The 22,103-nt window shown below is 68.1% G+C and carries 21 protein-coding genes; 7 read left to right on the forward strand and 14 right to left on the reverse strand.

From position 1 onward, the window contains the following. Window positions 1-85 precede the first annotated feature (85 nt). Window positions 86-2,917, forward strand: coding sequence for an aconitate hydratase AcnA (gene acnA / locus ACZYY4_RS18820; RefSeq protein ID WP_463811522.1), 2,832 nt, complete (start codon window positions 86-88; stop codon window positions 2,915-2,917). A gap of 14 nt (window positions 2,918-2,931) precedes the next feature. Beyond that, entirely contained in the window at window positions 2,932-3,495 is a 564-nt protein-coding gene (locus tag ACZYY4_RS18825) for a TetR/AcrR family transcriptional regulator (protein WP_463811523.1), read from the forward strand. A 10-nt stretch (window positions 3,496-3,505) separates the two neighbouring features. Here ACZYY4_RS18825 and ACZYY4_RS18830 read toward each other — a convergent pair whose 3' ends face one another. The 4 genes from ACZYY4_RS18830 to trxA all read right to left on the reverse strand — a co-directional run bounded on the left by ACZYY4_RS18830 (window position 3,506) and on the right by trxA (window position 6,768). Then, window positions 3,506-3,706, reverse strand: a complete 201-nt coding sequence (locus ACZYY4_RS18830) for a helix-turn-helix domain-containing protein (RefSeq protein WP_463811524.1) — start codon at window positions 3,704-3,706, stop codon at window positions 3,506-3,508. 160 nt (window positions 3,707-3,866) lie between these two features. Then, window positions 3,867-5,504: an ABC-F family ATP-binding cassette domain-containing protein gene (locus ACZYY4_RS18835; protein ID WP_463811525.1), complete on the reverse strand. Its 1,638-nt coding sequence runs from the start codon at window positions 5,502-5,504 to the stop codon at window positions 3,867-3,869. A 20-nt stretch (window positions 5,505-5,524) separates the two neighbouring features. After that, a complete protein-coding gene (locus ACZYY4_RS18840; RefSeq protein ID WP_463811526.1) occupies window positions 5,525-6,358 on the reverse strand; it encodes an enoyl-CoA hydratase in 834 nt (277 codons plus the stop codon). A 26-nt stretch (window positions 6,359-6,384) separates the two neighbouring features. Further along, entirely contained in the window at window positions 6,385-6,768 is a 384-nt protein-coding gene (gene trxA, locus ACZYY4_RS18845; RefSeq protein WP_463811527.1) for a thioredoxin, read from the reverse strand. 179 nt (window positions 6,769-6,947) lie between these two features. Here trxA and ACZYY4_RS18850 point away from each other — a divergent pair, with 179 nt between their 5' ends. After that, a complete protein-coding gene (locus ACZYY4_RS18850; RefSeq protein WP_463811528.1) occupies window positions 6,948-7,601 on the forward strand; it encodes a DUF5666 domain-containing protein in 654 nt (217 codons plus the stop codon). A 6-nt stretch (window positions 7,602-7,607) separates the two neighbouring features. On the opposite strand, the gene ACZYY4_RS18855 is transcribed toward ACZYY4_RS18850, so the two are convergent. The 9 genes from ACZYY4_RS18855 to ACZYY4_RS18895 all read right to left on the reverse strand — a co-directional run bounded on the left by ACZYY4_RS18855 (window position 7,608) and on the right by ACZYY4_RS18895 (window position 16,739). After that, entirely contained in the window at window positions 7,608-9,317 is a 1,710-nt protein-coding gene (locus ACZYY4_RS18855; RefSeq protein WP_463811529.1) for an amidohydrolase, read from the reverse strand. Between the two features lie 132 nt (window positions 9,318-9,449). After that, window positions 9,450-10,274 (reverse strand): hydrolase, encoded by an 825-nt coding sequence (locus ACZYY4_RS18860; RefSeq protein ID WP_463811530.1) that lies wholly within the window; start codon window positions 10,272-10,274, stop codon window positions 9,450-9,452. Between the two features lie 2 nt (window positions 10,275-10,276). Next, window positions 10,277-10,618, reverse strand: coding sequence for a metal-sulfur cluster assembly factor (locus ACZYY4_RS18865; RefSeq protein WP_463811531.1), 342 nt, complete (start codon window positions 10,616-10,618; stop codon window positions 10,277-10,279). Then, complete coding sequence (gene sufU / locus ACZYY4_RS18870; RefSeq protein WP_463811532.1) at window positions 10,615-11,157, reverse strand: Fe-S cluster assembly sulfur transfer protein SufU; 543 nt, start codon at window positions 11,155-11,157, stop codon at window positions 10,615-10,617. The genes ACZYY4_RS18865 and sufU overlap by 4 nt, the downstream gene beginning before the upstream one ends. A gap of 1 nt (window position 11,158) precedes the next feature. Continuing rightward, window positions 11,159-12,421, reverse strand: a complete 1,263-nt coding sequence (locus tag ACZYY4_RS18875) for a cysteine desulfurase (protein WP_463811533.1) — start codon at window positions 12,419-12,421, stop codon at window positions 11,159-11,161. Between the two features lies 1 nt (window position 12,422). Further along, entirely contained in the window at window positions 12,423-13,205 is a 783-nt protein-coding gene (sufC, locus tag ACZYY4_RS18880; RefSeq protein WP_463811534.1) for a Fe-S cluster assembly ATPase SufC, read from the reverse strand. A gap of 39 nt (window positions 13,206-13,244) precedes the next feature. Continuing rightward, window positions 13,245-14,438: a Fe-S cluster assembly protein SufD gene (sufD, locus tag ACZYY4_RS18885; protein ID WP_463811535.1), complete on the reverse strand. Its 1,194-nt coding sequence runs from the start codon at window positions 14,436-14,438 to the stop codon at window positions 13,245-13,247. After that, window positions 14,438-15,895 carry a Fe-S cluster assembly protein SufB gene (gene sufB / locus ACZYY4_RS18890; RefSeq protein ID WP_463811536.1) on the reverse strand — a complete coding sequence of 486 codons (1,458 nt, stop codon included), beginning with the start codon at window positions 15,893-15,895 and terminating at the stop codon, window positions 14,438-14,440. Before sufB ends, sufD begins: the two co-directional genes overlap by 1 nt. Before the next feature lie 67 nt (window positions 15,896-15,962). Beyond that, window positions 15,963-16,739, reverse strand: coding sequence for a helix-turn-helix transcriptional regulator (locus ACZYY4_RS18895; protein WP_463811633.1), 777 nt, complete (start codon window positions 16,737-16,739; stop codon window positions 15,963-15,965). A gap of 195 nt (window positions 16,740-16,934) precedes the next feature. Between ACZYY4_RS18895 and mptB the strand changes: the two genes are divergently transcribed. The 4 genes from mptB to ACZYY4_RS18915 all read left to right on the forward strand — a co-directional run bounded on the left by mptB (window position 16,935) and on the right by ACZYY4_RS18915 (window position 21,434). Beyond that, complete coding sequence (mptB, locus tag ACZYY4_RS18900; protein WP_463811537.1) at window positions 16,935-18,617, forward strand: polyprenol phosphomannose-dependent alpha 1,6 mannosyltransferase MptB; 1,683 nt, start codon at window positions 16,935-16,937, stop codon at window positions 18,615-18,617. Then, window positions 18,614-19,552: an ABC transporter ATP-binding protein gene (locus ACZYY4_RS18905; RefSeq protein ID WP_463811538.1), complete on the forward strand. Its 939-nt coding sequence runs from the start codon at window positions 18,614-18,616 to the stop codon at window positions 19,550-19,552. The genes mptB and ACZYY4_RS18905 overlap by 4 nt, the downstream gene beginning before the upstream one ends. A gap of 58 nt (window positions 19,553-19,610) precedes the next feature. Next, window positions 19,611-20,399 (forward strand): ABC transporter permease, encoded by a 789-nt coding sequence (locus ACZYY4_RS18910; protein WP_463811539.1) that lies wholly within the window; start codon window positions 19,611-19,613, stop codon window positions 20,397-20,399. Between the two features lie 84 nt (window positions 20,400-20,483). Then, window positions 20,484-21,434 (forward strand): COX15/CtaA family protein, encoded by a 951-nt coding sequence (locus tag ACZYY4_RS18915; protein ID WP_463811634.1) that lies wholly within the window; start codon window positions 20,484-20,486, stop codon window positions 21,432-21,434. Here the strand turns inward: ACZYY4_RS18915 and ACZYY4_RS18920 are convergent. Further along, entirely contained in the window at window positions 21,384-22,094 is a 711-nt protein-coding gene (locus ACZYY4_RS18920) for a hypothetical protein (RefSeq protein ID WP_463811635.1), read from the reverse strand. The genes ACZYY4_RS18915 and ACZYY4_RS18920 overlap by 51 nt on opposite strands. Window positions 22,095-22,103: the final 9 nt, after the last annotated feature.

Raw genomic sequence — 22,103 nt, forward strand, 5'->3', positions numbered from 1 at the left:
ATACAGGACAATCGTACTGTTAGAGTTAGCGCGCCCGTCGGCGCGGACCCGTCGATGGATGAGAACTCGATTTCGGGGAGTTGAAGTGAGCAGCAAAGATTCGGTGAACTCGTTCGGAGCCCGCGACACCCTCACTGTGGGTGACGATGAATATCAGATCTACCGCCTCGACGCCGTCCCCGGCACCGAGAAACTCCCCTACAGCCTCAAGGTGCTGGCCGAGAACCTGCTGCGCACCGAAGACGGCGCCAACATCACCAAAGACCACATCAACGCGATCGCCAACTGGGATCCGGCCGCCGAACCCAGCGTCGAGATCCAGTTCACCCCCGCCCGGGTGGTCATGCAGGACTTCACCGGTGTGCCCTGCATCGTCGACCTGGCCACCATGCGCGAAGCCGTCGCGGCCCTGGGCGGCGACCCGGAGAAGGTCAACCCGCTGGCTCCGGCCGAGCTGGTCATCGATCACTCGGTGATCCTGGATGTGTTCGGCCGCGCCGACGCGTTCGAGCGCAACGTGGACCTGGAGTACCAGCGCAACGGCGAACGCTACCAATTCCTGCGGTGGGGCCAGGGCGCGTTCGACGACTTCAAGGTGGTTCCGCCGGGCACCGGCATCGTGCACCAGGTCAACATCGAGTACCTGGCGCGAACCATCATGATCCGCGAGGAGGCCGGAACCAAGATCGCGTACCCCGACACCTGCGTGGGAACCGACAGCCACACCACCATGGTCAACGGCCTCGGCGTGCTGGGCTGGGGCGTCGGCGGCATCGAGGCCGAGGCCGCGATGCTGGGCCAGCCGGTGTCGATGCTGATCCCCCGCGTGGTCGGGTTCAAGCTGACCGGTGAGATCAAGCCGGGCGTGACCGCCACCGACGTGGTGCTGACCGTCACCGACATCCTGCGCAAGCACGGCGTGGTGGGTAAGTTCGTCGAGTTCTACGGCAAAGGCGTGGCCGAGGTGCCACTGGCCAACCGCGCCACCCTGGGCAACATGAGCCCCGAATTCGGTTCCACCGCAGCGATTTTCCCGATCGACGAAGAAACGATCAGCTACCTTCGGCTGACCGGCCGCAGCGAGCAGCAGCTGGCGCTGGTGGAGGCCTACGCCAAGCGTCAGGGCATGTGGCACGACCCGGCTCGCGAGCCGGCATATTCGGAGTACCTGGAATTGGACCTGGGCACCGTGGTCCCGTCCATCGCCGGCCCCAAGCGTCCGCAGGACCGCATCGAGCTCTCCGACGCAAAGAACGCATTCCGCAAGGACATTCACAACTACGTGGATGAGGAGGGTGCCGCCCCGCACAGCAAACTGGACGAGGCCGTGGAAGAGTCCTTCCCCGCGTCGGACCCCGCGGTGCTGTCGTTCGCCGACGACGACGCGGCCGTGCCCTCGGCAGCCCACAACTGCAGCGGGCGGCCCAGCAAGCCGGTCAAGGTGGCCTCGGTCGAACGCGGTGACCACATCCTCGACCACGGCGCCGTCGTCGTCGCCGGCATCACCTCGTGCACCAACACCTCCAACCCCGAGGTGATGCTGGGTGCGGCATTGCTGGCCAAGAAGGCCGTCGAGAAGGGCCTGACCTCCAAGCCGTGGGTCAAGACCAACATGGCGCCGGGCTCGCAGGTGGTGACCGACTACTACAACAAGGCCGGCCTGTGGCCGTACCTGGAGAAGCTCGGCTTCTACCTGGGCGGCTACGGCTGCACCACCTGCATCGGCAACACCGGCCCGCTGCCAGAGGAGATCTCCGCGGCGATCAACGAGAACGACCTGTCGGTGACGGCGGTGCTGTCGGGTAACCGCAACTTCGAGGGCCGCATCCAGCCGGACGTGAAGATGAACTACCTGGCCTCACCGCCACTGGTCATCGCCTACGCCATTGCCGGAACCATGGACTTCGATTTCGCAACCGAACCGCTGGGGCGCGACACCGAGGGCAAAGACGTCTTCCTCGAGGACATCTGGCCGTCCACCGCGGAGATCCAGGAGACCATCGCCTCCTCCATCGACCGCGACATGTTCGTCAGTTCCTACGCCGACGTGTTCAAGGGCGACGAGCGCTGGCGCTCGCTGCCGACCCCGGAGGGCAACACCTTCGCCTGGGACGAGAAGTCGACCTACGTGCGCAAGGCGCCCTACTTCGACGGCATGCCCGCCGAGCCGGCACCGGTCGCCGACATCACCGGTGCCCGAGTGCTTGCGCTGCTGGGAGATTCGGTCACCACCGACCACATCAGCCCGGCCGGTGCGATCAAGAAGGGCACCCCGGCCGCCCAGTATCTGGAGGCCAACGGCGTCACCGCCAAGGACTACAACTCCCTGGGCTCACGGCGCGGCAACCACGAGGTGATGATCCGCGGCACCTTCGCCAACATCCGGCTGCGCAACCAGCTTCTAGATGATGTGTCCGGCGGTTACACCCGTGACTTCACTCAGGATGGTGGCCCGCAGGAGTTCATCTTCGACGCCGCGCAGAACTATGCGGCCCAGAACATTCCGTTGGTGGTGCTGGGCGGTAAGGAATACGGGTCCGGTTCGTCACGCGACTGGGCCGCCAAGGGCACCGTGCTGCTGGGGGTGCGCGCGGTGATCACCGAGTCGTTCGAACGCATCCACCGTTCCAACCTGATCGGCATGGGCGTGATCCCGCTGCAGTTCCCCGCCGGCGAGTCCGCGGCGTCGCTGAAGCTGGACGGCACCGAGGTGTTCGACATCACCGGCATCGAGGAGCTCAACAAGGGCAAGACGCCCAAGACGGTAAAGGTCATCGCCACCAAGGCTGATGGATCTCGTACTGCGTTTGATGCGGTGGTGCGCATCGACACCCCCGGTGAGGCCGACTACTACCGCAACGGCGGCATCCTGCAGTACGTGCTGCGCAACATGCTCAAGTCGAAGTCGCGCGTGTAGGCGGCGAGAACCTGATGCCCAGGGTCAGCGAGGATCACCTGGCGGCCCGGCGCCGCCAGATCCTTGACGGTGCGCGCCGGTGCTTCGCCGCCTACGGCTACGACCAGGCGACGGTGCGCCGCCTGGAGCAGACGGTCGGGCTGTCGCGGGGTGCGATCTTCCATCACTTCCGCGACAAGGACACGCTGTTCTTCGAGCTGGCCCAAGAGGATGCCGCGCAGATGGCGGAGGTGGCCGCCCGGTCCGGCCTGATCGGCGTCATGCGGGACATGCTGGCCGCGCCGGAGCAGTATGACTGGTTGGCCACCCGACTGGAGATCGCACGCAAGCTGCGCCACGACCCGGATTTCAGGCGCGGCTGGGCGGAGCGGTCAGCCGAATTGTCAGCTGCGACAACGGATCGGCTGAACCGGCAGAAGCAGGCCGGCCGGCTCCGCGACGATGTCCCCAGCGACGTGCTGCACTACTACCTGGACCTGGTGCTCGACGGCCTGGTGGCACGATTGGCCTCGGGCGAAGATCCCCAGCGGCTGTCCGCGGTTCTCGACCTGGTGGAGGATTCGGTGCGGCAGCGCTGATTTCGCGCCGCTAGCGAGACCGGGTGCGGTGATTGGGGCCGCCGCGACTGCGCATCGCGACACCGGACTCGCGCAGCATGCTGTGCACGGAACCGTACGATCGCCCGGTGGACGCCGCCAGGGTGCGGATGCTGGCCCCGCGTTCGTAGGCGTTGCGCAACTCGACCAGCTGTCGATCGCGCAGCTTGTCCGGCTTCGTCGTCGTCGCCACGTCCCCTCACCATCCCCTCGCTGAGCCAACGGGTTCAGCGTAGGAAGGCGTTGGCGATACCGGGCGGCTTTGGCCGAAATGCCGCCGCCGCGCTTGCGATCGGCGCTGACCCGACGGCGACGACCCGCAGCGCCCGGCTCCGCCGCGCTTGCGATCGGCGCTATGCCAGCTCGATCAGATCCCGGTACTCCGGCGACCAATGGTCCTCGGTGCCGTCGGGCAACAGCACCACCCGCTGCGGGTCGAGCGCCTCGGCCGCCCCCGGATCGTGGGTGACCAGTACGACGGCCCCGGCGTAGCTGCGCAGCGCGTCCAGCACCTGTTCGCGTGAGGCCGGATCGAGGTTGTTGGTCGGCTCGTCGAGCAACAGCACATTCGCGGTGGAGGCCACCAGCCCCGCCAGCGCCAGCCGGGTCTTCTCACCGCCGGACAGCGTGCCGGCCGGCTGATCCAGCTGCGCGCCGGTGAACATGAACGCACCCAGCAGGCCGCGCAGATCCTGCTCGGAGGTGTCGGGTGCGGCATGAATGGTGTTCTCCCACACAGTCGCCGCGTTGTCGATGGTGTCGTGCTCCTGGGCGAAATACCCCATCTTGCATCCGTGTCCGGGCTCCAACGCGCCTGCATCCGGTGTCTCGACACCGGCCAGCAGCCGCAGCAGGGTGGTCTTGCCGGCACCGTTGAGGCCCAGGATGACCACCCGCGAACCGCGGTCGATCGCCAGGTCGACGCCGCTGAAGACCTCCAGCGAGCCGTACATCTTGGTGAGGCCGGAGGCCATCAGTGGGGTGCGGCCGCACGGGGCCGGCGTCGGGAACTTGATGCGGGCCACCTTGTCGGCCACCCGCTCATCGTCCAAGGCTGCCATCATCCGATCGGCCCGACGCAACATATTCTGCGCTGCAACGGCTTTGGTGGCCTTCGCGCCCATCTTGGCGGCCTGGGTGCGCAGCGCGGAGGCCTTGCGTTCGGCGTTGGCCCGCTCACGACGGCGGCGCTGCTCATCGGTGGCCCGGGCGTCGAGGTACTTCTGCCAACCCATGTTGTACACATCGGCCTCACCGCGCACCGCGTCGAGGAACCACACCCGGTTGACGACGTCGGCGAGCAGTTCGACGTTGTGGCTGATCAGTACCAGCCCGCCGGTGTGCGCTTTGAGGAAGTCGCGCAGCCACCCCACCGAGTCCGCATCGAGGTGGTTGGTCGGCTCGTCGAGCAGCAGTGTGGTGGCGGAGTTCGCCGCGCCTGCTCCCCCGTCGGCTGCCGCGAACAGGATGCGCGACAGCTCGACACGGCGACGCTGTCCACCGGACAGGGTGCGCAGCGGCTGGGCCAGGACCCGCTCGGGCAGTCCCAGGCTGGTGCAGATCCGGCCGGCCTCGCTCTCGGCGGCATAGCCGCCCAGGGAGGCGAATCGCTCCTCCAGTTGGCCGTAGCGGCGGATGGCGCGGTCGCGGGCGGCCTCGTCGACGACCTCGGCCATCGCCACCTGCTGCTTCTCCAAGTCGGCCAGCAGGGTGTCGAGGCCACGCGCGGAGAGCACCCGGTCGCGCGCCACCACGTCGAGATTGCCTTCGCGGGGATCCTGCGGCAGGTAGCCGACGTCACCGCTGCGGGTGACGCTGCCGGCGTACGGCTCGCCCTCGCCGGCCAGGATTCGCAGCGTGGTGGTCTTGCCGGCACCGTTGCGCCCAACCAGTCCGATGCGGTCGCCGGGCTGCACCCGCAGTGCCGGTCCGACTGACGAGAGCAGGGTGCGCGCCCCGGCGCGGACCTCCAGGTCCGTTGCGGTGATCACGGCGCACTCCTGTTGTCGTACTACTTGTCGTCGGTGAAGACCGGTGGGCGCTTCTCGGCGCGCGCAGCGACGGCCTCTTCGAAGTTGCTGGTCAACAGGCGCACATAGAGCTGTCCGAGCCCCTCGGCCTGCATATGCCCCTCCAGACTACCGGCATCGAGTCCGCTCCAGAGCGTCCGCTTGGTCAATTCGGTACCCGGCCGGGAGAAACCGGCGATCCGCTCGGCCAGCTCGTAGCACGTATCGAGGAGATTCGGCAGGTCAACCACCCGGGAGACCAGGCCGATCCGCTCGGCCTCGTCGGCGTCGACGTCGCGGCCGGTGAGCATGATCTCAAACGCCCGCGACGCCCCGATCGCGCGCGGCAGCAGATAACTCAGCCCCAGTTCGCTGGCGGTCAGCCCGTTGTTGATCCCGGCTGCCCGGAAGTAAGCGCCCGAGGCGGCGACCCTGATGTCGGCCGCCAGTGCCAAGCACAGCCCGCCGCCGATGGCCGCACCGTTGACCGCCGCGATCACCGGTTGGTGCAGCCGCCGCAGGGCCAGGATGATGTCGTCGAGCAGTTCCATCGACCGCAGCCCGAAACTGGGCCGGGTCAGCCCGGCCACGTGCGGCACCGACCCGGCGGACTTGTGATCGGCGCCCGAGGAGAATCCCCGGCCGGCCCCGGTCAGCACCACCACCCGCACCGCGTTGTCATCGCTGACCTGCGCCAGCGCCTCGCGCAGCGGCACCATGACGTCGAACGCCATCGAGTTCATTCGCTCCGGTCGATTCAGCGTGATCAGGGCCACCTGGGGGCGCGGGCGTTCGACCTTGACAAATTCGGAGACGTACTCGGATGCGGGGCTCACGCTTGCACGCTATCGCGTGCTGACGCTCAGACCTGGTCGGGCTTGTCCTGGGAAGCCTGCGCCTCTTGGGCGGCCATCGCCGCTTCAACATCGAGATCCTTGACCTGTTGGACCAGGTGATCCAGCGCCGCGGCGGGCAGCGCGCCGGCCTGATTGAACACCAGCGTGCCCTTCTTGAACGCCATCAGGGTGGGGATCGACCGGATCTGCGCGGCGGCGGCCAGCTGCTGCTCGGCCTCGGTGTCGACCTTGGCGAACACCACATCGGGGTGGTTCTCCGAGGCGGCTGCGAAGGTCGGCGCGAAGGATTTACACGGGCCACACCAGGACGCCCAGAAATCGACGAGCACAATGTCGTTATCGGCGATGGTTTCTTCGAATTTCGCTGCGGTGAGGTCTTGAGTTGCCATGATTGGGCCAACGCCCGGATTCCCCGCGGTGTTCCCGGCCGCCGCCGGGCAATGACGGAGTGGCTTACACAGCGGGCTCACAGCGGAGAGCTAGCTGTGCGCTAACTCGGCCATTGACGGTAGTAGCACGTGTCCGACGGCACACCCGCCGCCGGACGTCGACGATCGGAGAAACGCTGATGTTCGCCCGCTCCAGCACACCTGCACCGGCGATCTGCACGCTCACGGGCGCCGCCGCGCTGTTCGCCGCCGCGCTGTTCGTCCCGGCCCCGGCCCACGCCCAGGGCGACCGCGTCATCGGCCCGGTCTCCTCGGTGTCCGGCACCACCTTCGAGGTGACGCGCCCGGCCGGCAACGCCACGGTGGCCTTCACCGACGCCACCCGGATCGTCGAGCCGGTACCGGCTCAGCTGGGCGAGGTCACCGCAGGCACCTGCATCAAGGCCGGCGCCACTCCGGACAGCGCTCCCGTCGACAGCGGTGCGATCACCGCGAAATGGGTGGCGATCAGCACCCCGGTCGACGGCAAGTGCCCGCAGCGGCCCGGTGGCGCCGACGCCCCCGCTCCGCCCGCACCGCACCGCGGAGTCCGCGGGGTCGTCGACTCCGTCTCCGGCGACACCATCACCGTGACCGGTGCGAGCGGGCAGACCACCGTGACGGTCAACGACGACACCCACCTGCGCCGGATGATCCCCGCTGCCGCGTCGCAGATCGCCGCCGGCAAGTGTGTGGCCGCGCGCGGCGAGAAGGACGGCGACGGCGTGCTGCAGGCGACCAAGGTCACGGTCTGGGCGCCCGACGAGGGCAACTGCCCCGAGCCGCCGATGTAAGCGGGGCTACCCCAGCACCTTCCCGTAGGTCTGCCGCCCCATCAGGTAAGTCGCCTCGACCGCCACCTCACGCAGGTCGGTCGGCGGGACGCGCCGTGGGTTCTGCGACAGCACAACGAGATCGGCGTACTTGCCGGCCTCCAGGCTGCCGATCTCGGTGTCCAACCGCAGCTGCCAGGCGGCGTTGAGCGTCTGTGCCCTGATCGCCGCGTCCACACCGATCCGCTGCTCGGGGGCCAGCACCCGCCCGCTGCCCTTGGCGATCCGGTTCACCGCGGTGGCGATGTTGCCGATCGGGTCGGGCGGGGTGACGGTGCCGTCGTTGTGGAACGAAACGCGCAGGCCGGCATCGAAGGCTGAGCGCGCCGACATCCAGTGCGCCCCGTGATCGGGACCGAACAGCTTGTCCACCAGCGCATCTCCCCAGAAGTAGATGTGCTCGATGAACAGGCTCGGGGTGACACCCAGGTTTGCGGCCCGGGCGAACTGATCCGGGCGCATGGCGCCGACGTGTTCGAGCCGGGGCCGCAGCGCCGGGGGCACCTGCGCCTGCTCGAAGGCGTCCAGCACGACGTCGATGGCGGCATCACCGTGCACGTGGCAGGAGACCTGCCAGCGCTGGTCGATGAAGGCCGTTGCCAGCTGCTGGATCTGTTCCGGGGTGTAGTTCATCCCCCCGCGGTGGTCACGACCCAGGCCCATGCCCGCCGTGGTCGCGTTGGTCAGGTACGGGAACGTGGTGAAGATGTTGCCCTGCCACGGTGACCCGTCGGCCCAGATCTTCATTCCGATCTTGTCGAACAGCACGTCTGCGCCGGCCCGCTTGCCCCGCACGTTGTTCGAGTCGTCGGCCAACTCCGGCGTGCCGATCTCGTAGGCGCGGACCCGTATCGCGCAGTCGGGCTGCTGGGCCAGCTTGCCGAACACCTCTGATTGCGCACGCGCGTCGTAGGAGTGCTCGGTGGCGGTCGCGATACCCGCGCGGGCTAGCTGGGCGTACGCCCAGCGCAGGTTGTCGCCGGCATTGGCCATGATCGCACCGGAGAACGGCGCGGTCAGCGTCATCAGCGCCGCCGCCTCGCGGACCTCGCCGGTCAGCTGTCCGTCGGGCCCGTGCAAATACTGCGCACCGGGCGGGTTGGGGGTGGTTTTGGTGATCTCGGCGGCGGCGAACGCGGCGGTGTTTCCGTAGCCGGCGTGACCGCTGTTGGTGATGATCACGACCGGGTTGTGCGGTGCCAGCCGGTCCAGTTCGGTGCGGGTGAACGACTGCAGTCCGGTCTGCAGCAGCGGATCGACACCGTTGAGCAGGATCGGCTGGCCCTTTGGCGTGTCCGCTACGGCCTCGGTGAGCTTGGCGAACACACCGCCGGCGGTCGAGACCGTGAAGGGCCGCACGTCGATGGCCGGCGGGGCCAGGGTGGTGCCCATCTCGAACGGGTGGCCATGCGGTTCCACGAACGCCGGCAGCAACGCTCGCCCGCGCAGGTCGACGACGGTGGTCTCCGATCCGCGCAGCCGCAGCACCTCTTCGGAGGTGCCGACCTTGCTGATCCGGGTGCCGGTAACGGCGAGTGCTTCGGCCTCAGGGGCTCCCGGCGCCACCGTGACCACCGGACCGCCGATGAAGATGGTGTCGGCCCCGGGCCCCCGCGATCCGCAGGCTGCGAGCCCGCCGACCGCCGTACCGGCCGCCGCAGCCGCCATCCCAGCCATGAACCGTCGCCTGCTCGTCGTCACCCTGTCCGCTCTTCCTCAGTCGCAGTCGACCGCCGCCAAAGGCCTTACGCGGTTCACGCGACGAGTATGGCAGCGACCGTCACACTACTGTCGTCCAGCCACCCGGCGTCACGTCAGATCGTCGTGGTCGCCGCGCGCCCACGCTGCGTGACGGTCGGCGGAAAACCGGACAGCGGCCACGGCATCGGAGTCGATGGCATTGGTGTACAGCCCGTAGATACGGTCGAATCGCAATTCCTCCAACGTTCCGGCCATCCGCTGGGCGACAGCAGCCGACAGCGGAATCCGGTTCGGATAGCTGCGCAAGAACGCCACGGTTCGCCGGTCGGAATTCGGGAAGATGGTGTCACCGACCAGCAGTACCCCGCGCCCGTCTGCACCGTCATCCCAGCATGCGACGGAGCTGCCCGGGAAGTGTCCGCCGACTTGAATCACGGTCAGCCCCGGCGCGAGCTCCAACCGGCCGGACCAATATCGGATCGCCGGATCCGGCCGCATCACCCACTCTTTGTCGGCGGAGTTGACGTGCACCGGCACCCCGCCGAGGCGGCGACCCCATTCCACTTGGACGCCGAACATGTGCGGGTGGCTGGTGACGACCCCCAGAACCGGGCCGTGTTCAAGTACCGCGGCAACCGCCGCGTCATCGACGAATCCCGGCGGATCCCACAGCATATTGCCGCTCGGCGTGCACACCAGCTTGCCCATCTGACCGATACCGAGCGGCGGATTGCTTCCGATCGCGATCAGCCCGGGTTCGAGGACGAAGACGCTGGATCGCATGCCCTCGGCGGCCAGGCCGTCCAAAGTAGCCCAGTGTTGGCCGTCCGGCGGCAACCATTGCCGGTCGTCGGCGCAGATCGCGCAGACGTCGGGTGTCGTCTCGTACTCGACGCCACAGGTCCGGCACACCCAGAAGGGGCTATCGGTCACCCTCAGACCGTGAAGCCGACGGCGCGCATCATCTCGCGACCCTCGTCGGTGATCTTGTCCGGGCCCCAGGCCGGCTCCCAAACCCAGGTGAGGTCAAGCTTTTTAACCAGACCCGAACCGACGGTGGCGTTCTCGACCTGCTCGGCGATCATGTCCTGCAGCGGGCAGGCCGGTGAGGTGAGCGTCATGTTGACGACGGCGGCCGCGCCGTCCTCGTCTTGGCGGATCGACAGGTCGTAGACCAGCCCCAGGTCCATGACGTTGATGCCGATCTCGGGATCGATGACGTCGTGCATCGACTCCTCGACCTCGGCGAGTAACTCGTCTGGTCCGGTTTCGCTCATTGCTTCATCTCCACGGTTGATCCGGCACCGGCCCGAACCGGTACCTGGGTTGGCACACTGGCTGATGCCAGCGTGTGTTCTGGTGCCCCGCCGGGCAGCTCAGCGAGAGCCCGCGCCAACGCGTCTTTGAACGCCATCCAGCCGAGCAGCGCGCACTTGACCCGCGCCGGGTATTTGGCCACCCCGGCGAACGCGATCCCGTCGCCGAGGACCTCCTCGTCGCCCTCCACAGACCCCCGCGACGACACCATCTCGTGGAACGCGTCGAACGTCGTCAAGGCCTGCGCGACCGTCGTCCCGATCACCTGGGTGGCCAGCACCGAGGTTGCCGACTGCGAGATCGAGCATCCCTGCCCGTCGTAGGAGACGTCGGCGATCCGCTCACCGTCGGCCGACAGCGCCACCCGCAGGGTCAGCTCGTCGCCGCAGGTCGGGTTGACGTGATGTACCTCGGCTCCGTAGGGCTCCCGCAGTCCGCGATGCTGCGGATGCTTGTAGTGATCGAGGATCACCTCCTGGTAGAACTGCTCGAGGCGCATCTCACGCTCCGCCAAAGAATTTCACGGCGCGGCGAATCCCCGCCAGCAGTCGCTCGACCTCGTCGTGGGTGTTGTACACCGCGAACGACGCCCGGGCGGTGGCCGCCACATTGAACTTGCGGTGCAACGGCATTGCGCAGTGGTGACCCACCCGCACCGCGACCCCGTCGTCGTCAAGCACTTGGCCGACGTCGTGTGCGTGCACGCCGTCGATCACGAACGAGACCGGGGAACCGCGGTCGGTCATCGTCGTCGGACCCACGATGCGCACCCCGTCGATGCCGGCGAGTCCATCGAGAGCGGCGGCCACCAGTTCGCGTTCGTGGGCTTCCACCACATCCATCCCGATCACGTCCAGGTAGCGGGCGGCCGCGGCCAGCCCCACCACCTGCGAGGTCATCGGCGTGCCCGCCTCGAAACGTTGCGGCGGCGGCGCGTAGGTGCTCGACGACATCGTCACGGTCTCGATCATCGATCCGCCGGTGAGAAACGGCGGCAGCGCCCCCAACAGGGCACGCCGGCCGTAGAGCACACCGATCCCGTTGGGCCCCAGCATCTTGTGGCCGGAGAACGCGGCGAAATCGACGTTCAGTTCATGCAGGTCGACCGGCTGGTGCGGCACCGATTGGCAGGCGTCCAGCACTGTGAACGCACCCACCGCCTTGGCCCGCGACACCAGCTCGGCAACCGGCGCCAGCGCGCCGGTCACGTTCGAATGATGGGTGAACGCAACGACTTTTACCCGTTCATCGAGTTTCAGCGAGTCCACGTCGATGCGGCCGTCGCTCGTTACGCCGTACCACTTCAGCGTCGCGCCGGTGCACCGCGCCAATTCCTGCCATGGAATCAGGTTGGCGTGATGTTCCAGCTCGGTGGTGACTATGACGTCGCCCGGGCCGACGGCGGCCTCGAAGCGGTCATCGCCGAGCGCATACGACACCAGGTTCAGCGACTCGGTGGCGTTCTTGGTGAATACCAGTTCGTCCGGGGCGGCGCCGACGAAGCGCGCGATGGCCGACCGGCCGTCCTCGTAGGCGTCGGTGGCCTCCTCCATGAGCTGGTGCGCCCCGCGGTGCACCGCGCCATTGGAGTTGAGCAGAAACTCCCGCTCGGCATCGAGCACCTGCAGCGGGCGCTGCGAGGTGGCGCCGGAGTCCAGATAGGCCAGCCGGCTTCCGCCACGCATGACGCGGTTCAGGATCGGGAAATCCGCCCGAATCGCGTCCAGGTCCGGCGCCGCCGGACGACTGACCGAGAGTGTCACGTCACGCCCCCGCTGCTGCCCCGGTGAAGCGTTCGTAGCCCTTCTCCTCCAGCTCGTCGGCGAGTTCGGGACCACCCGACTCGACGATCCGCCCGCCCGAGAAAACGTGCACGTATTGCGGCTGGATGTAGCGCAGGATGCGGGTGTAGTGCGTGATCAGCAGGATGCCACCGTTCTCCGCCTGCTGGTAGCGGTTCACCCCTTCGCTGACTGCCCGCAGCGCATCGACGTCCAGGCCGGAGTCGGTCTCGTCGAGGATCGCGATCTTGGGCTTGAGCATGCTCAGCTGCAGGATCTCGTGCCGCTTCTTCTCGCCGCCGGAGAAGCCCTCGTTGACATTGCGGTCGGCGAAGCCGGAGTCGATACCCAACTCGGTGAAGGCCGCCCGCTGCTCCTTGATCCAGGGGCGCAGCTTCGGCGCCTCGCCGCGCATCGCGGTCACCGCGGTGCGCAGGAAGTTCGACATCGACACCCCCGGCACCTCGACCGGGTACTGCATGGCCAAAAACAGGCCGGCGCGGGCCCGCTCGTCCACCGTCATCTCCAGGACATCCTGGCCGTCGAGGGTGATCGACCCGGACGTCACGGTGTACTTGGGGTGGCCGGCGATCGCGTACGACAGGGTGGACTTGCCCGAGCCGTTCGGCCCCATCAGGGCATGTGTCTCACCGGATTTCACCGTCAGGTCGACGCCGTGCAGGATCGGGATCGTCGCCGCGCCGTCATCCCCGACGCCGCCCGGCGACACACTCACGTGCAGGTCTTTGATTTCCAGTGTGCTCATTGCTGATTCGTGTCCTTAAGTCTTTCGATGCGTTCGGGTTTACTTGTTCTCGGTGACCGCGAGTTCACGCTCGACGGCTTCGGTGAGCCGTTCCTGCACTGAGGGCACGGGGATCCTCGAGATGATCTCGCCGAAGAAGCCGCGCACGATCAGGCGTCGGGCCTGATCTTCCGGGATGCCCCGCGCCTGCAGGTAGAACAGCTGCAGGTCGTCGAATCGCCCGGTCGCGCTGGCATGTCCGGCCTGGATGATCTCGCCGGTCTCGATCTCCAGGTTGGGGATCGAATCGGCCCGGGCGCCCTCGGCCAGCACCAGGTTGCGGTTCACCTCAAAGGTGTCGGTGCCGACACCTTCGGCGCGGATCACCACGTCCCCGACCCAGACGGTACGGGCGTCCGGGAGCCCTGAAGCCGGGTCGCCTTGCAGCGCACCCTTGTAGAGCACGTTGGAGCGGCAGTTCGGCCGGCTGTGGTCGACCAGCAGTCGCGATTCCAGGTGCTGACCGTCGTCGGCGAAGTACAGCCCGAGCAGCTCGGCGTCACCGCCCGGGCCGTCGAACCGGATCCGGCCGGTCAGCCGCACCAACTCGCCGCCCAGCTGCACGGCGGTGTGGCGCAGCACCGCGTCCTTGCCCAGCGCCGCGTGGTGCATGGTGACATGCACCATGTCCTCGGCCGGATCGGCGATCCACACCACGGTCAGCTGGGCAGCATCGCCGACGACGAATTCGATGTTGTCGGCGTAGGTTCCGCTGCCCCGCACATCGATCACGACCGTCGCGCGCGACAGTTCCTCGGCCCGCAGCTGCAGATGCCCGTAGGCCACCGCATCGGCACCTGGGCCGGTGACGGTGATCGCGATCGGCTCCTCGACGACGGCCTCCTTGGGCACGGTGACCACCGTCGCCTCGGAGAATGCCGAGAAGGCTTGGGCTGCAACACGGTCCGCGGGAATGCCCGCCTCACCCAGCCGCTTGTCGCCGCGGGTGACGGTCTCGGTCCGCACCGATGCGTCCGCGGAGACTGTGATGGTGGCGGCCTCATTGGCGACCGCGGAACCGTCGTGCAGGCCGCGCAGCCGGCGCAGCGGGGTGAACCGCCACGCCTCGTCACGACCGTGCGGCACCTCGAAGGCATCCACGTCGAACGAGGTGAATTGTGCCCCTTTGTTGACGCCTTCGGCCGCTTCGGTCAGATTGGCAGCCGGGTTTGGACTCAAACCAGTCGAAGTCACTAGCCTACCGAGCCTTCCATCTGCAGCTGGATCAGCTTGTTGAGCTCCAGCGCGTACTCCATCGGCAGTTCCTTGGCGATCGGCTCGACGAAGCCGCGCACCACCATCGCCATCGCCTCGTCCTCGGTGATGCCGCGGCTCATCAGGTAGAACAACTGGTTCTCGCTGACCTTGGACACGGTGGCCTCGTGGCCCACGGTGACGTCGTCCTCACGGATGTCGACGTAGGGGTAGGTGTCGCTGCGGCTGACATCGTCGACCAGCAGGGCGTCACACTTGACGCTCGACTTCGACCCGTGCGCACCCTTGTGGATCTCCACCAGGCCGCGGTAGGAGGAGCGGCCGCCGCTGCGCGCCACCGACTTGGAGACGATGTTGCTCGACGTGTTGGGCGCCAGGTGCAGCATTTTGGCGCCGGTGTCCTGGTGCTGGCCCTCACCGGCGAACGCCACCGAGAGCACCTCGCCCTTGGCGTGCTCGCCGGTCATCCACACCGCCGGGTACTTCATGGTGACCTTGGAGCCGATGTTGCCGTCGACCCACTCCATGGTGGCGCCGGCCTCGGCGCGGGCCCGCTTGGTGACCAGGTTGTAGACGTTGGTCGACCAGTTCTGGATGGTGGTGTAGCGGCACCGGCCCCCGGGCTTGACGACGATCTCCACCACCGCCGAGTGCAGCGAATCCGATGAGTACATCGGCGCGGTGCAGCCCTCGATGTAGTGCACGTAGGCGTCTTCGTCGACGATGATCAGGGTGCGTTCGAACTGGCCCATGTTCTCGGTGTTGATCCGGAAGTAGGCCTGCAGCGGGATGTCCACGTGCACCCCCTTGGGCACATAGACGAACGATCCCCCGCTCCACACCGCGGTGTTCAGCGCGGAGAACTTGTTGTCCCCGGCCGGGATGATCGTGGAGAAGTACTGCTTGAAAACGTCCTCGTGCTCTTTCAGCGCGGTGTCGGTGTCGAGGAAGATAACCCCTTGCGCCTCAAGGTCTTCCCGGATCTTGTGGTAAACAACCTCTGATTCGTACTGGGCGGCGACCCCGCCGATGTAGCGCTGCTTCTCCGCCTCCGGGATGCCCAGCCGGTCGTAGGTGTTGCGGATGTCCTCGGGCAGGTCGTCCCAGGTCTGGGCCTGCTTCTCGGTGGACCGGACGAAGTACTTGATGTTGTCGAAGTGGATGCCGGACAGATCCGAGCCCCAGTTGGGCATCGGTTTCTTCAGAAATGTCCGGTAAGCCCGCAGCCGGGCCTCGAGCATCCACTCCGGCTCACTCTTCTTCGCGGATATGTCGCGCACGACGTCTTCGGACAGCCCGCGCCGAGCGGCGGCGCCCGCGACATCGGTGTCGGCCCAACCGTATTCGTAGCTGCCCAGCGACGCGATCGTCTCGTCCTGGGTCAGCGGCTCTATGGCCGCCGAAGAGGTAGCGGTGACCTCCGGCGTGAGTGTCATGGTGACGCTCCTTCGGTGCTCGTGATGGCTTCGGCGCAGGTTGTGCGCCGAAGGTCGATCGGTGCTGCTAGTGCTGTTTTTTGGCGGTACCGGGCTTGCCGGCTTTGGCGGGCTTGCCGGCCCTGCCGGCTTTGGTGGTCTTATTGGTCAGGGGTACGTGGGTGGTGCAGACGTACCCGCCGTCGACGATGGTGGCCAGCGGCTGAACGTGGGTGCCCAGTACTTCGGCCATCGCCTGCCGCTCGGCCCGGCACAACTCCGGGAACTCCTTGGCGACGTTGGCCACCGGGCAGTGGTGCTGCAGGATCTGCACCCCCGGCACGCCGCCGTCCACCCGTGCGGTACTGGCGGCGTAACCGGCCCCGGTCAGCGCCACGGCGATCCGTTCGGCGGTCGCCTCGAGGTCACCGTCGGCGGCGGTGTCGTCACCCGCGGCAACGGTCGCGACCTCGGACAGGATGGTGTCGATACGCTGCCGGGCGAAGGCGACCACCGCGTCTTCGCCACCGATCTCGCGCAGCTGGCGCATCGCGGCCACCGCGAGATCGTCGTAGCGATGGCCGAGCTTGCCGCGGCCGGCAGCGGTCAGCTGGAACCGCTTGGCGGGCCGCCCGCGCCCCACCTGCTGCCAGGACGCCGCCGCATGCGCCTCGGCATCGCCCATCTCGATCAGGGCGTCGAGGTGGCGCCGCACCCCGGCGGCCGACAACCCCAACTGCGCGCCGATCTCACCAGCGGTGATGGAGCCGGACTCCATCAGCAGGCGCACCACCGCGTGGCGGGTGCGACCCTCGGGTGAGTCATGGCTACCGACGACGTCAGGCACCGGTTGAGTCTCAGGCAAAACCGCACCGCCGGGGCGCTGCCCGGCGGCTTCGGTTGCGGCCGTCGCCTCAGCCTTGATTTTCACAACACCAGTGTGACGCAATTCCCCGGCCGGGTCTAGAAAGGGTTACCTCAGTTCGGCCCGAATCGGCCGTTGCGCTCGTCACAGCGCGCGCATGCCGGCCGGCGGATGATGGGCCGTTACGCTGCTGGGATGGCAGTCCGCCGGCACTCGCTGAGCACGTCGATCGCGCACCTGCACGGCGACGAGCGCACCGTCGGCTCCCCCCTCAACGACGCTGAACTTGTCGCGCTGCAGCGCACCCGGCTGTTCGGCGCCACCGGGACCGTACTGATGGCGATCGGTGCGTTGGGGGCCGGTGCGCGGCCGGTGATCCAGGATCCCACCTTCGGGGTACGGCTGCTGAACCTGCCCTCACGGCTGCAGACGGTGGCGCTGACCATGACCACCACCGGGGCGGTGATGATGACGCTGGCCTGGCTGATGCTGGGCCGCGTCGCGTTGGGCCCGCGCCGGATGTCGCGCAGCCAGCTCGACCGCACCCTGCTGCTGTGGATGCTGCCACTGCTGGTCGCCCCGCCGATGTACAGCAAAGACGTGTACTCCTACCTGGCCCAGAGTCAGATCTCCCGGCTGGGCCTGGACCCCTATCGGGTCGGCCCGGCGCCGGCCCTGGGACTGGATCACGTGTTCACCCTGTCGGTGCCCAGCCTCTGGCGGGAGACACCGGCCCCCTACGGACCGCTGTTCTTATGGATCGGCCGGGGAATATCGGCGTTGACCGGGGAGAACATCGTCACCGCGGTGTTGTGCCACCGGGTGGTGGTGCTGGTCGGCGTCGGGTTGATCGTGTGGGCGGTGCCGCGCCTGGCGGCGCGCTGCGGAGTGGCCGAGGTCAGCGCCCTGTGGCTGGGGGCGGCCAACCCGCTGCTGTTGATGCACCTGGTCGCCGGCATCCACAACGAGGCACTGATGCTCGGCCTGATGCTGACCGGCACGGAGTTCGCGCTGCGCGGGATCACCGCGGCACAACCGCTGCTGCCGGATCTGCGCCGGCACCCGCGGGACTGGGCGCCGCTGCTCGAACTGATCGCCGGCGCGGTACTGATCACGATGTCGTCGCAGGTCAAGCTGCCGTCGCTATTGGCGCTCGGATTCGTGGCGATGGCCCTGGGCTGGCGCTGGGGCGGCGACCTGCGGGCGTTTCTGCTCGCCGGCGCCGGGACCAGCGCGCTGGCGGCGGCGGTGATGGCCCTGATCGGCTGGGCCAGCGGGCTGGGCTTCGGCTGGGTCTTCACCCTGGGCACCGCCAACGTGGTGCGCAGCTGGATGTCGCCTCCGACGCTGCTCGCCCTCGGCACCGGCCAGGTCGGAATCCTGCTGGGTCTGGGCGATCACACCACCGCGGTGCTGTCGCTGACTCGTGGCATCGGCGTGCTGATCATCGGGGTGATGGTGATCTGGCTGCTGCTGGTGGTGTTCCAAGGACGGCTGCATCCGGTCGGCGGGCTCGGCGTCGCGCTGGGCATCACGGTCCTGCTGTTCCCGGTGGTGCAGCCCTGGTACCTGCTGTGGGCGATCATCCCGCTCGCCGCCTGGGCGACCCGCCCGAGCTTCCGGATCGCGGTGATCGCGGTGACGCTGGTGGTGGGCATCTTCGGGCCGACCGCCAACGGCGACCGCTTCGCGCTGTTCCAGATCGTGGACGCCACCTTGGCCAGCGCCATCGTGGTGCTGGGGTTGTTCCTGCTGACCTACCGGCACCTGCCGTGGCGGGCGTTGCCCACCGCGCCCGGGCGCCCCGGTGGTGACACGACGCCGGGACCCACCCCGCGGCCCACCCCCGTCGCCGACGCTTACGCTGATTCCCCGTGAACTCAGGTGTCGCGGTCCGGTTGCGTGGAGTCCGCAAGCGTTACGGGGCCGGTCCGTCGGCGATCGAGGCGGTCGCCGGCCTTGATCTCGAGGTGCACACCGCCGAAGTGTTCGCGCTACTCGGCCCGAACGGCGCCGGCAAGACGACGACGGTCGAGATGTGCGAGGGCTTCGTGGGCCCGGACGCCGGCACCATCGAAGTACTCGGGCTGGACCCGGTCGCCGACAACGACCGATTGCGGGAACGCATCGGGGTGATGCTGCAGGGCGGTGGCGGCTACCCGGCGGCCCGCGCCGGCGAGATGCTCAAGCTGGTGGCGTCCTACTCCGCGAACCCGCTGGACCCGCAGTGGTTGCTGGACACCCTGGGCCTCACCGATGCGGCCCGCACCACCTACCGTCGGCTCTCGGGCGGGCAGCAACAGCGGCTCGCGCTGGCCTGCGCCCTGGTCGGCCGCCCGGAGCTGGTGTTTCTCGACGAGCCGACCGCCGGCATGGACGCCCACGCGCGGCTGCTGGTGTGGGAGCTGATCGACGCGCTGCGCCGCGACGGCGTGACCGTGGTGCTGACCACGCACCACCTGCGCGAGGCCGAGGAGCTGGCCGACCGGCTGCTGATCATCGACCACGGGATGGAGGTGGCGGCCGGAACGCCCGAGGAGTTGACCCGTAGCGGCGCCCAGGGCCAGGTGCGGTTCAGCGCACCTCCGCGATTGGAGCTGTCGTTGCTGGTCGCAGCGTTGCCGGAGGGCTACCGGGCCAGCGAGGTGCAGCCCGGCGAGTACCTCGTCGAAGGACCGGTCGACCCGCAGGTGCTGGCGACGGTGACCGCGTGGTGCGCCCGCCTCGACGTGCTGACCACCCAGCTGCGGGTGGAGCAGCGCAGCCTGGAGGACGTGTTCTTGGAACTGACCGGACGGGAGCTGCGCGCATGAGTCGCGTCGACGACGATGCAGAGCGTAGCTTGCGGAGCGATGAGGAGGAGCGGCGCCAATGAGCACAGATCAGTCCTTCCCGCCCGGCACCTTCACCCCCGACCCGCGGCCCGCCGGTGTGCTGGCCATGCTGGCCGCGCAGTACCGGCTGGAGCTGACGCTGTTGTTGCGCAACGGCGAGCAGCTGCTGTTGACGATGTTCATCCCGATCACGTTGCTGGTCGGGATGTCGGTGCTGCCGCTGGGACCATTCGGCGAGAGCCATGCCGAGCGAGCCACCGCGCTGCTTCCGGTGATCATGGCGCTGGCCGTGATCGCCACCGCCTTCACCGGCCAGGCGATCGCGGTGGCGTTCGACCGCCGCTACGGAGCGCTGAAACGACTGGGCGCCACCGCGTTGCCGGTGTGGGGAGTCATCACCGGCAAGTCACTGTCGGTGGCGACCGTGGTGCTGCTGCAGTCGGTGTTGCTCGGGTCGATCGGCGTCGCGCTGGGTTGGCGACCAACGCTGCTCGGCCTGGGCCTGGGAGCAGTGGTCATCGCGCTGGGGACGGCGTGCTTCGCGGCGGTGGGGCTGCTGCTGGGCGGCAGCCTGCGGGCCGAGATCGTGCTGGCCGTCGCCAACCTGATGTGGTTCGTGTTCGGCGGATTCTCGGCGCTGACGGTGGAAACCGAGCTGGTGCCCGATGTGATCCGCTGGCTTGCCCGGCTGACACCGTCCGGCGCGCTCACCGAAGCGCTGGCGCAGGCCCTGACCGTCTCGTTCGACTGGTTCGGGGTCGCGGTGGTGGCGGTGTGGGGTCTGCTGGCCGGTGTCGGCGCGGTGCGCTGGTTCCGATTCAGCTGACGGGCCCGTACCGCCGCCTGGGTCCTACCTACTACGGGCTGTAGTTACCAATCCTCTACGATCAGGCCCGTGCGACGCTTCCTGATGCGCCTGGTGGATCTGCTGCCCGACCCGAGCCTGCGCACCCAGCGGTTGCTGGCCGCCGCGGTCGTGTTCACCCAGGGCTTCATCTCGGTCACCGGTGCGATCGTCCGCGTCACCGCCTCCGGGCTGGGCTGCCCGACCTGGCCGCAGTGCTTCCCGGGCAGTTACGTCCCGGTGGCGGTCTCGGAGGTGCCGCGAATCCATCAGGCCATCGAGTTCGGCAACCGGATGGTGACCTTCGCGGTGGTCATCACCTCGGCGCTGGCGGTGCTTGCAGTGATCCGGGCGCGGCGGCGCAGGGAGGTTCTGATCTACGCCTGGCTGATGCCGGCCTCCACGGTGCTGCAGGCGGTGATCGGGGGTATCACGGTGCGCACCGGGCTGGCCTGGTGGACGGTGGCCGTGCACCTATTGGTCTCGATGCTGATGGTCTGGCTGGCGGTGCTGTTCTACGTGAAGGTCGGTGAGCCCGACTTCGAGGACGGGGCGACGGCCGTGGTAACCCACCGGGTCCCCTCGGCCCTGCGCCGACTGACCGCGCTGTGCGCCGTCGTGCTGGCCGCGGTGCTTGCCACCGGCACCCTGGTGACCGGCGCTGGACCGCATGCCGGCGACAAGAGCGCGACCCGGACGGTCGCCCGGCTCAAGGTCGAGGTGGAAACGCTGGCCCACCTGCACGAGTCCCTGCTGATCTGCTTCCTCGGACTGGTGGTGGGCCTGGCGTTCGGGCTGGCTGCGGTGCATGCGGCGAAGCCGGTGACCCGCCGGCTTGCGGTACTGATCACCCTGACCTTCGGGCAGGGACTGATCGGCGTCGTCCAATACTTCACCGGGGTACCGGCCGTGCTGGTCACCATGCATGTAGCGGGCGCAGTGCTGGTCACCGGCGCGACCGCGGCGCTATGGGCGTCGATGCGCGAGCGGACCGAGTCCCAGTCGGTCCAGGGCTGACTCCACCGCCAGCGTGAACCGCCGCTGCGCGTCGTCGCGGTCGGCGGCAGCCAATCGGCGCCAACCCAGCTGTGGCGCAATGAGATCCAGACTCACCAGCCGCACGTCCTCCGGCGGGCCGATCACATCGGCGCGCGCGTACAGCAGTTCATCGATGCGAATGCTCAGGCGCTCCGCCGCCGCACGGAGGGCCGACCGGCCCAGGTCCCACATCTCGAAATCGGGGTCGACGGCGTGCCCGGCATCGGCCACCCGGAAGGCATGCGACTGGCCACCGGCGAAAAAGATCAGCGCGATCGAATCCTCCCGCGACTGCCCCGACACCGTCGGCACCCCGGCATACTCCAGATCGCGCAGGTAACGTCCGTCGGCGTTCCAGGCGACCACATCTGGTGCGTTGAGCAGCGTGGGAACCCGTTGCGTCCAGGCCAGGAACTCCGCATTGCCAGTCACGCCGTCGTGGGCCGCCCGCAGGATCACCAGATCCGCGTCCAGGGCCTCCGGATCGTCCCAAGCCAACGAACGCGCCTGCAGGCCGCGGTGCCGCAGCGCCTCCACCAGGCCCGCATCGTCGACACGTCCGGTGTCCTCACCCGCCGCCAGCGGATCTCCCGCCAAGACGATGCGCGGATGGAAGATATCGGGCCGGGCCAACTTCATGCGGACCTC

It is taken from the genome of Mycobacterium sp. IDUB_21 (assembly GCF_055419425.1).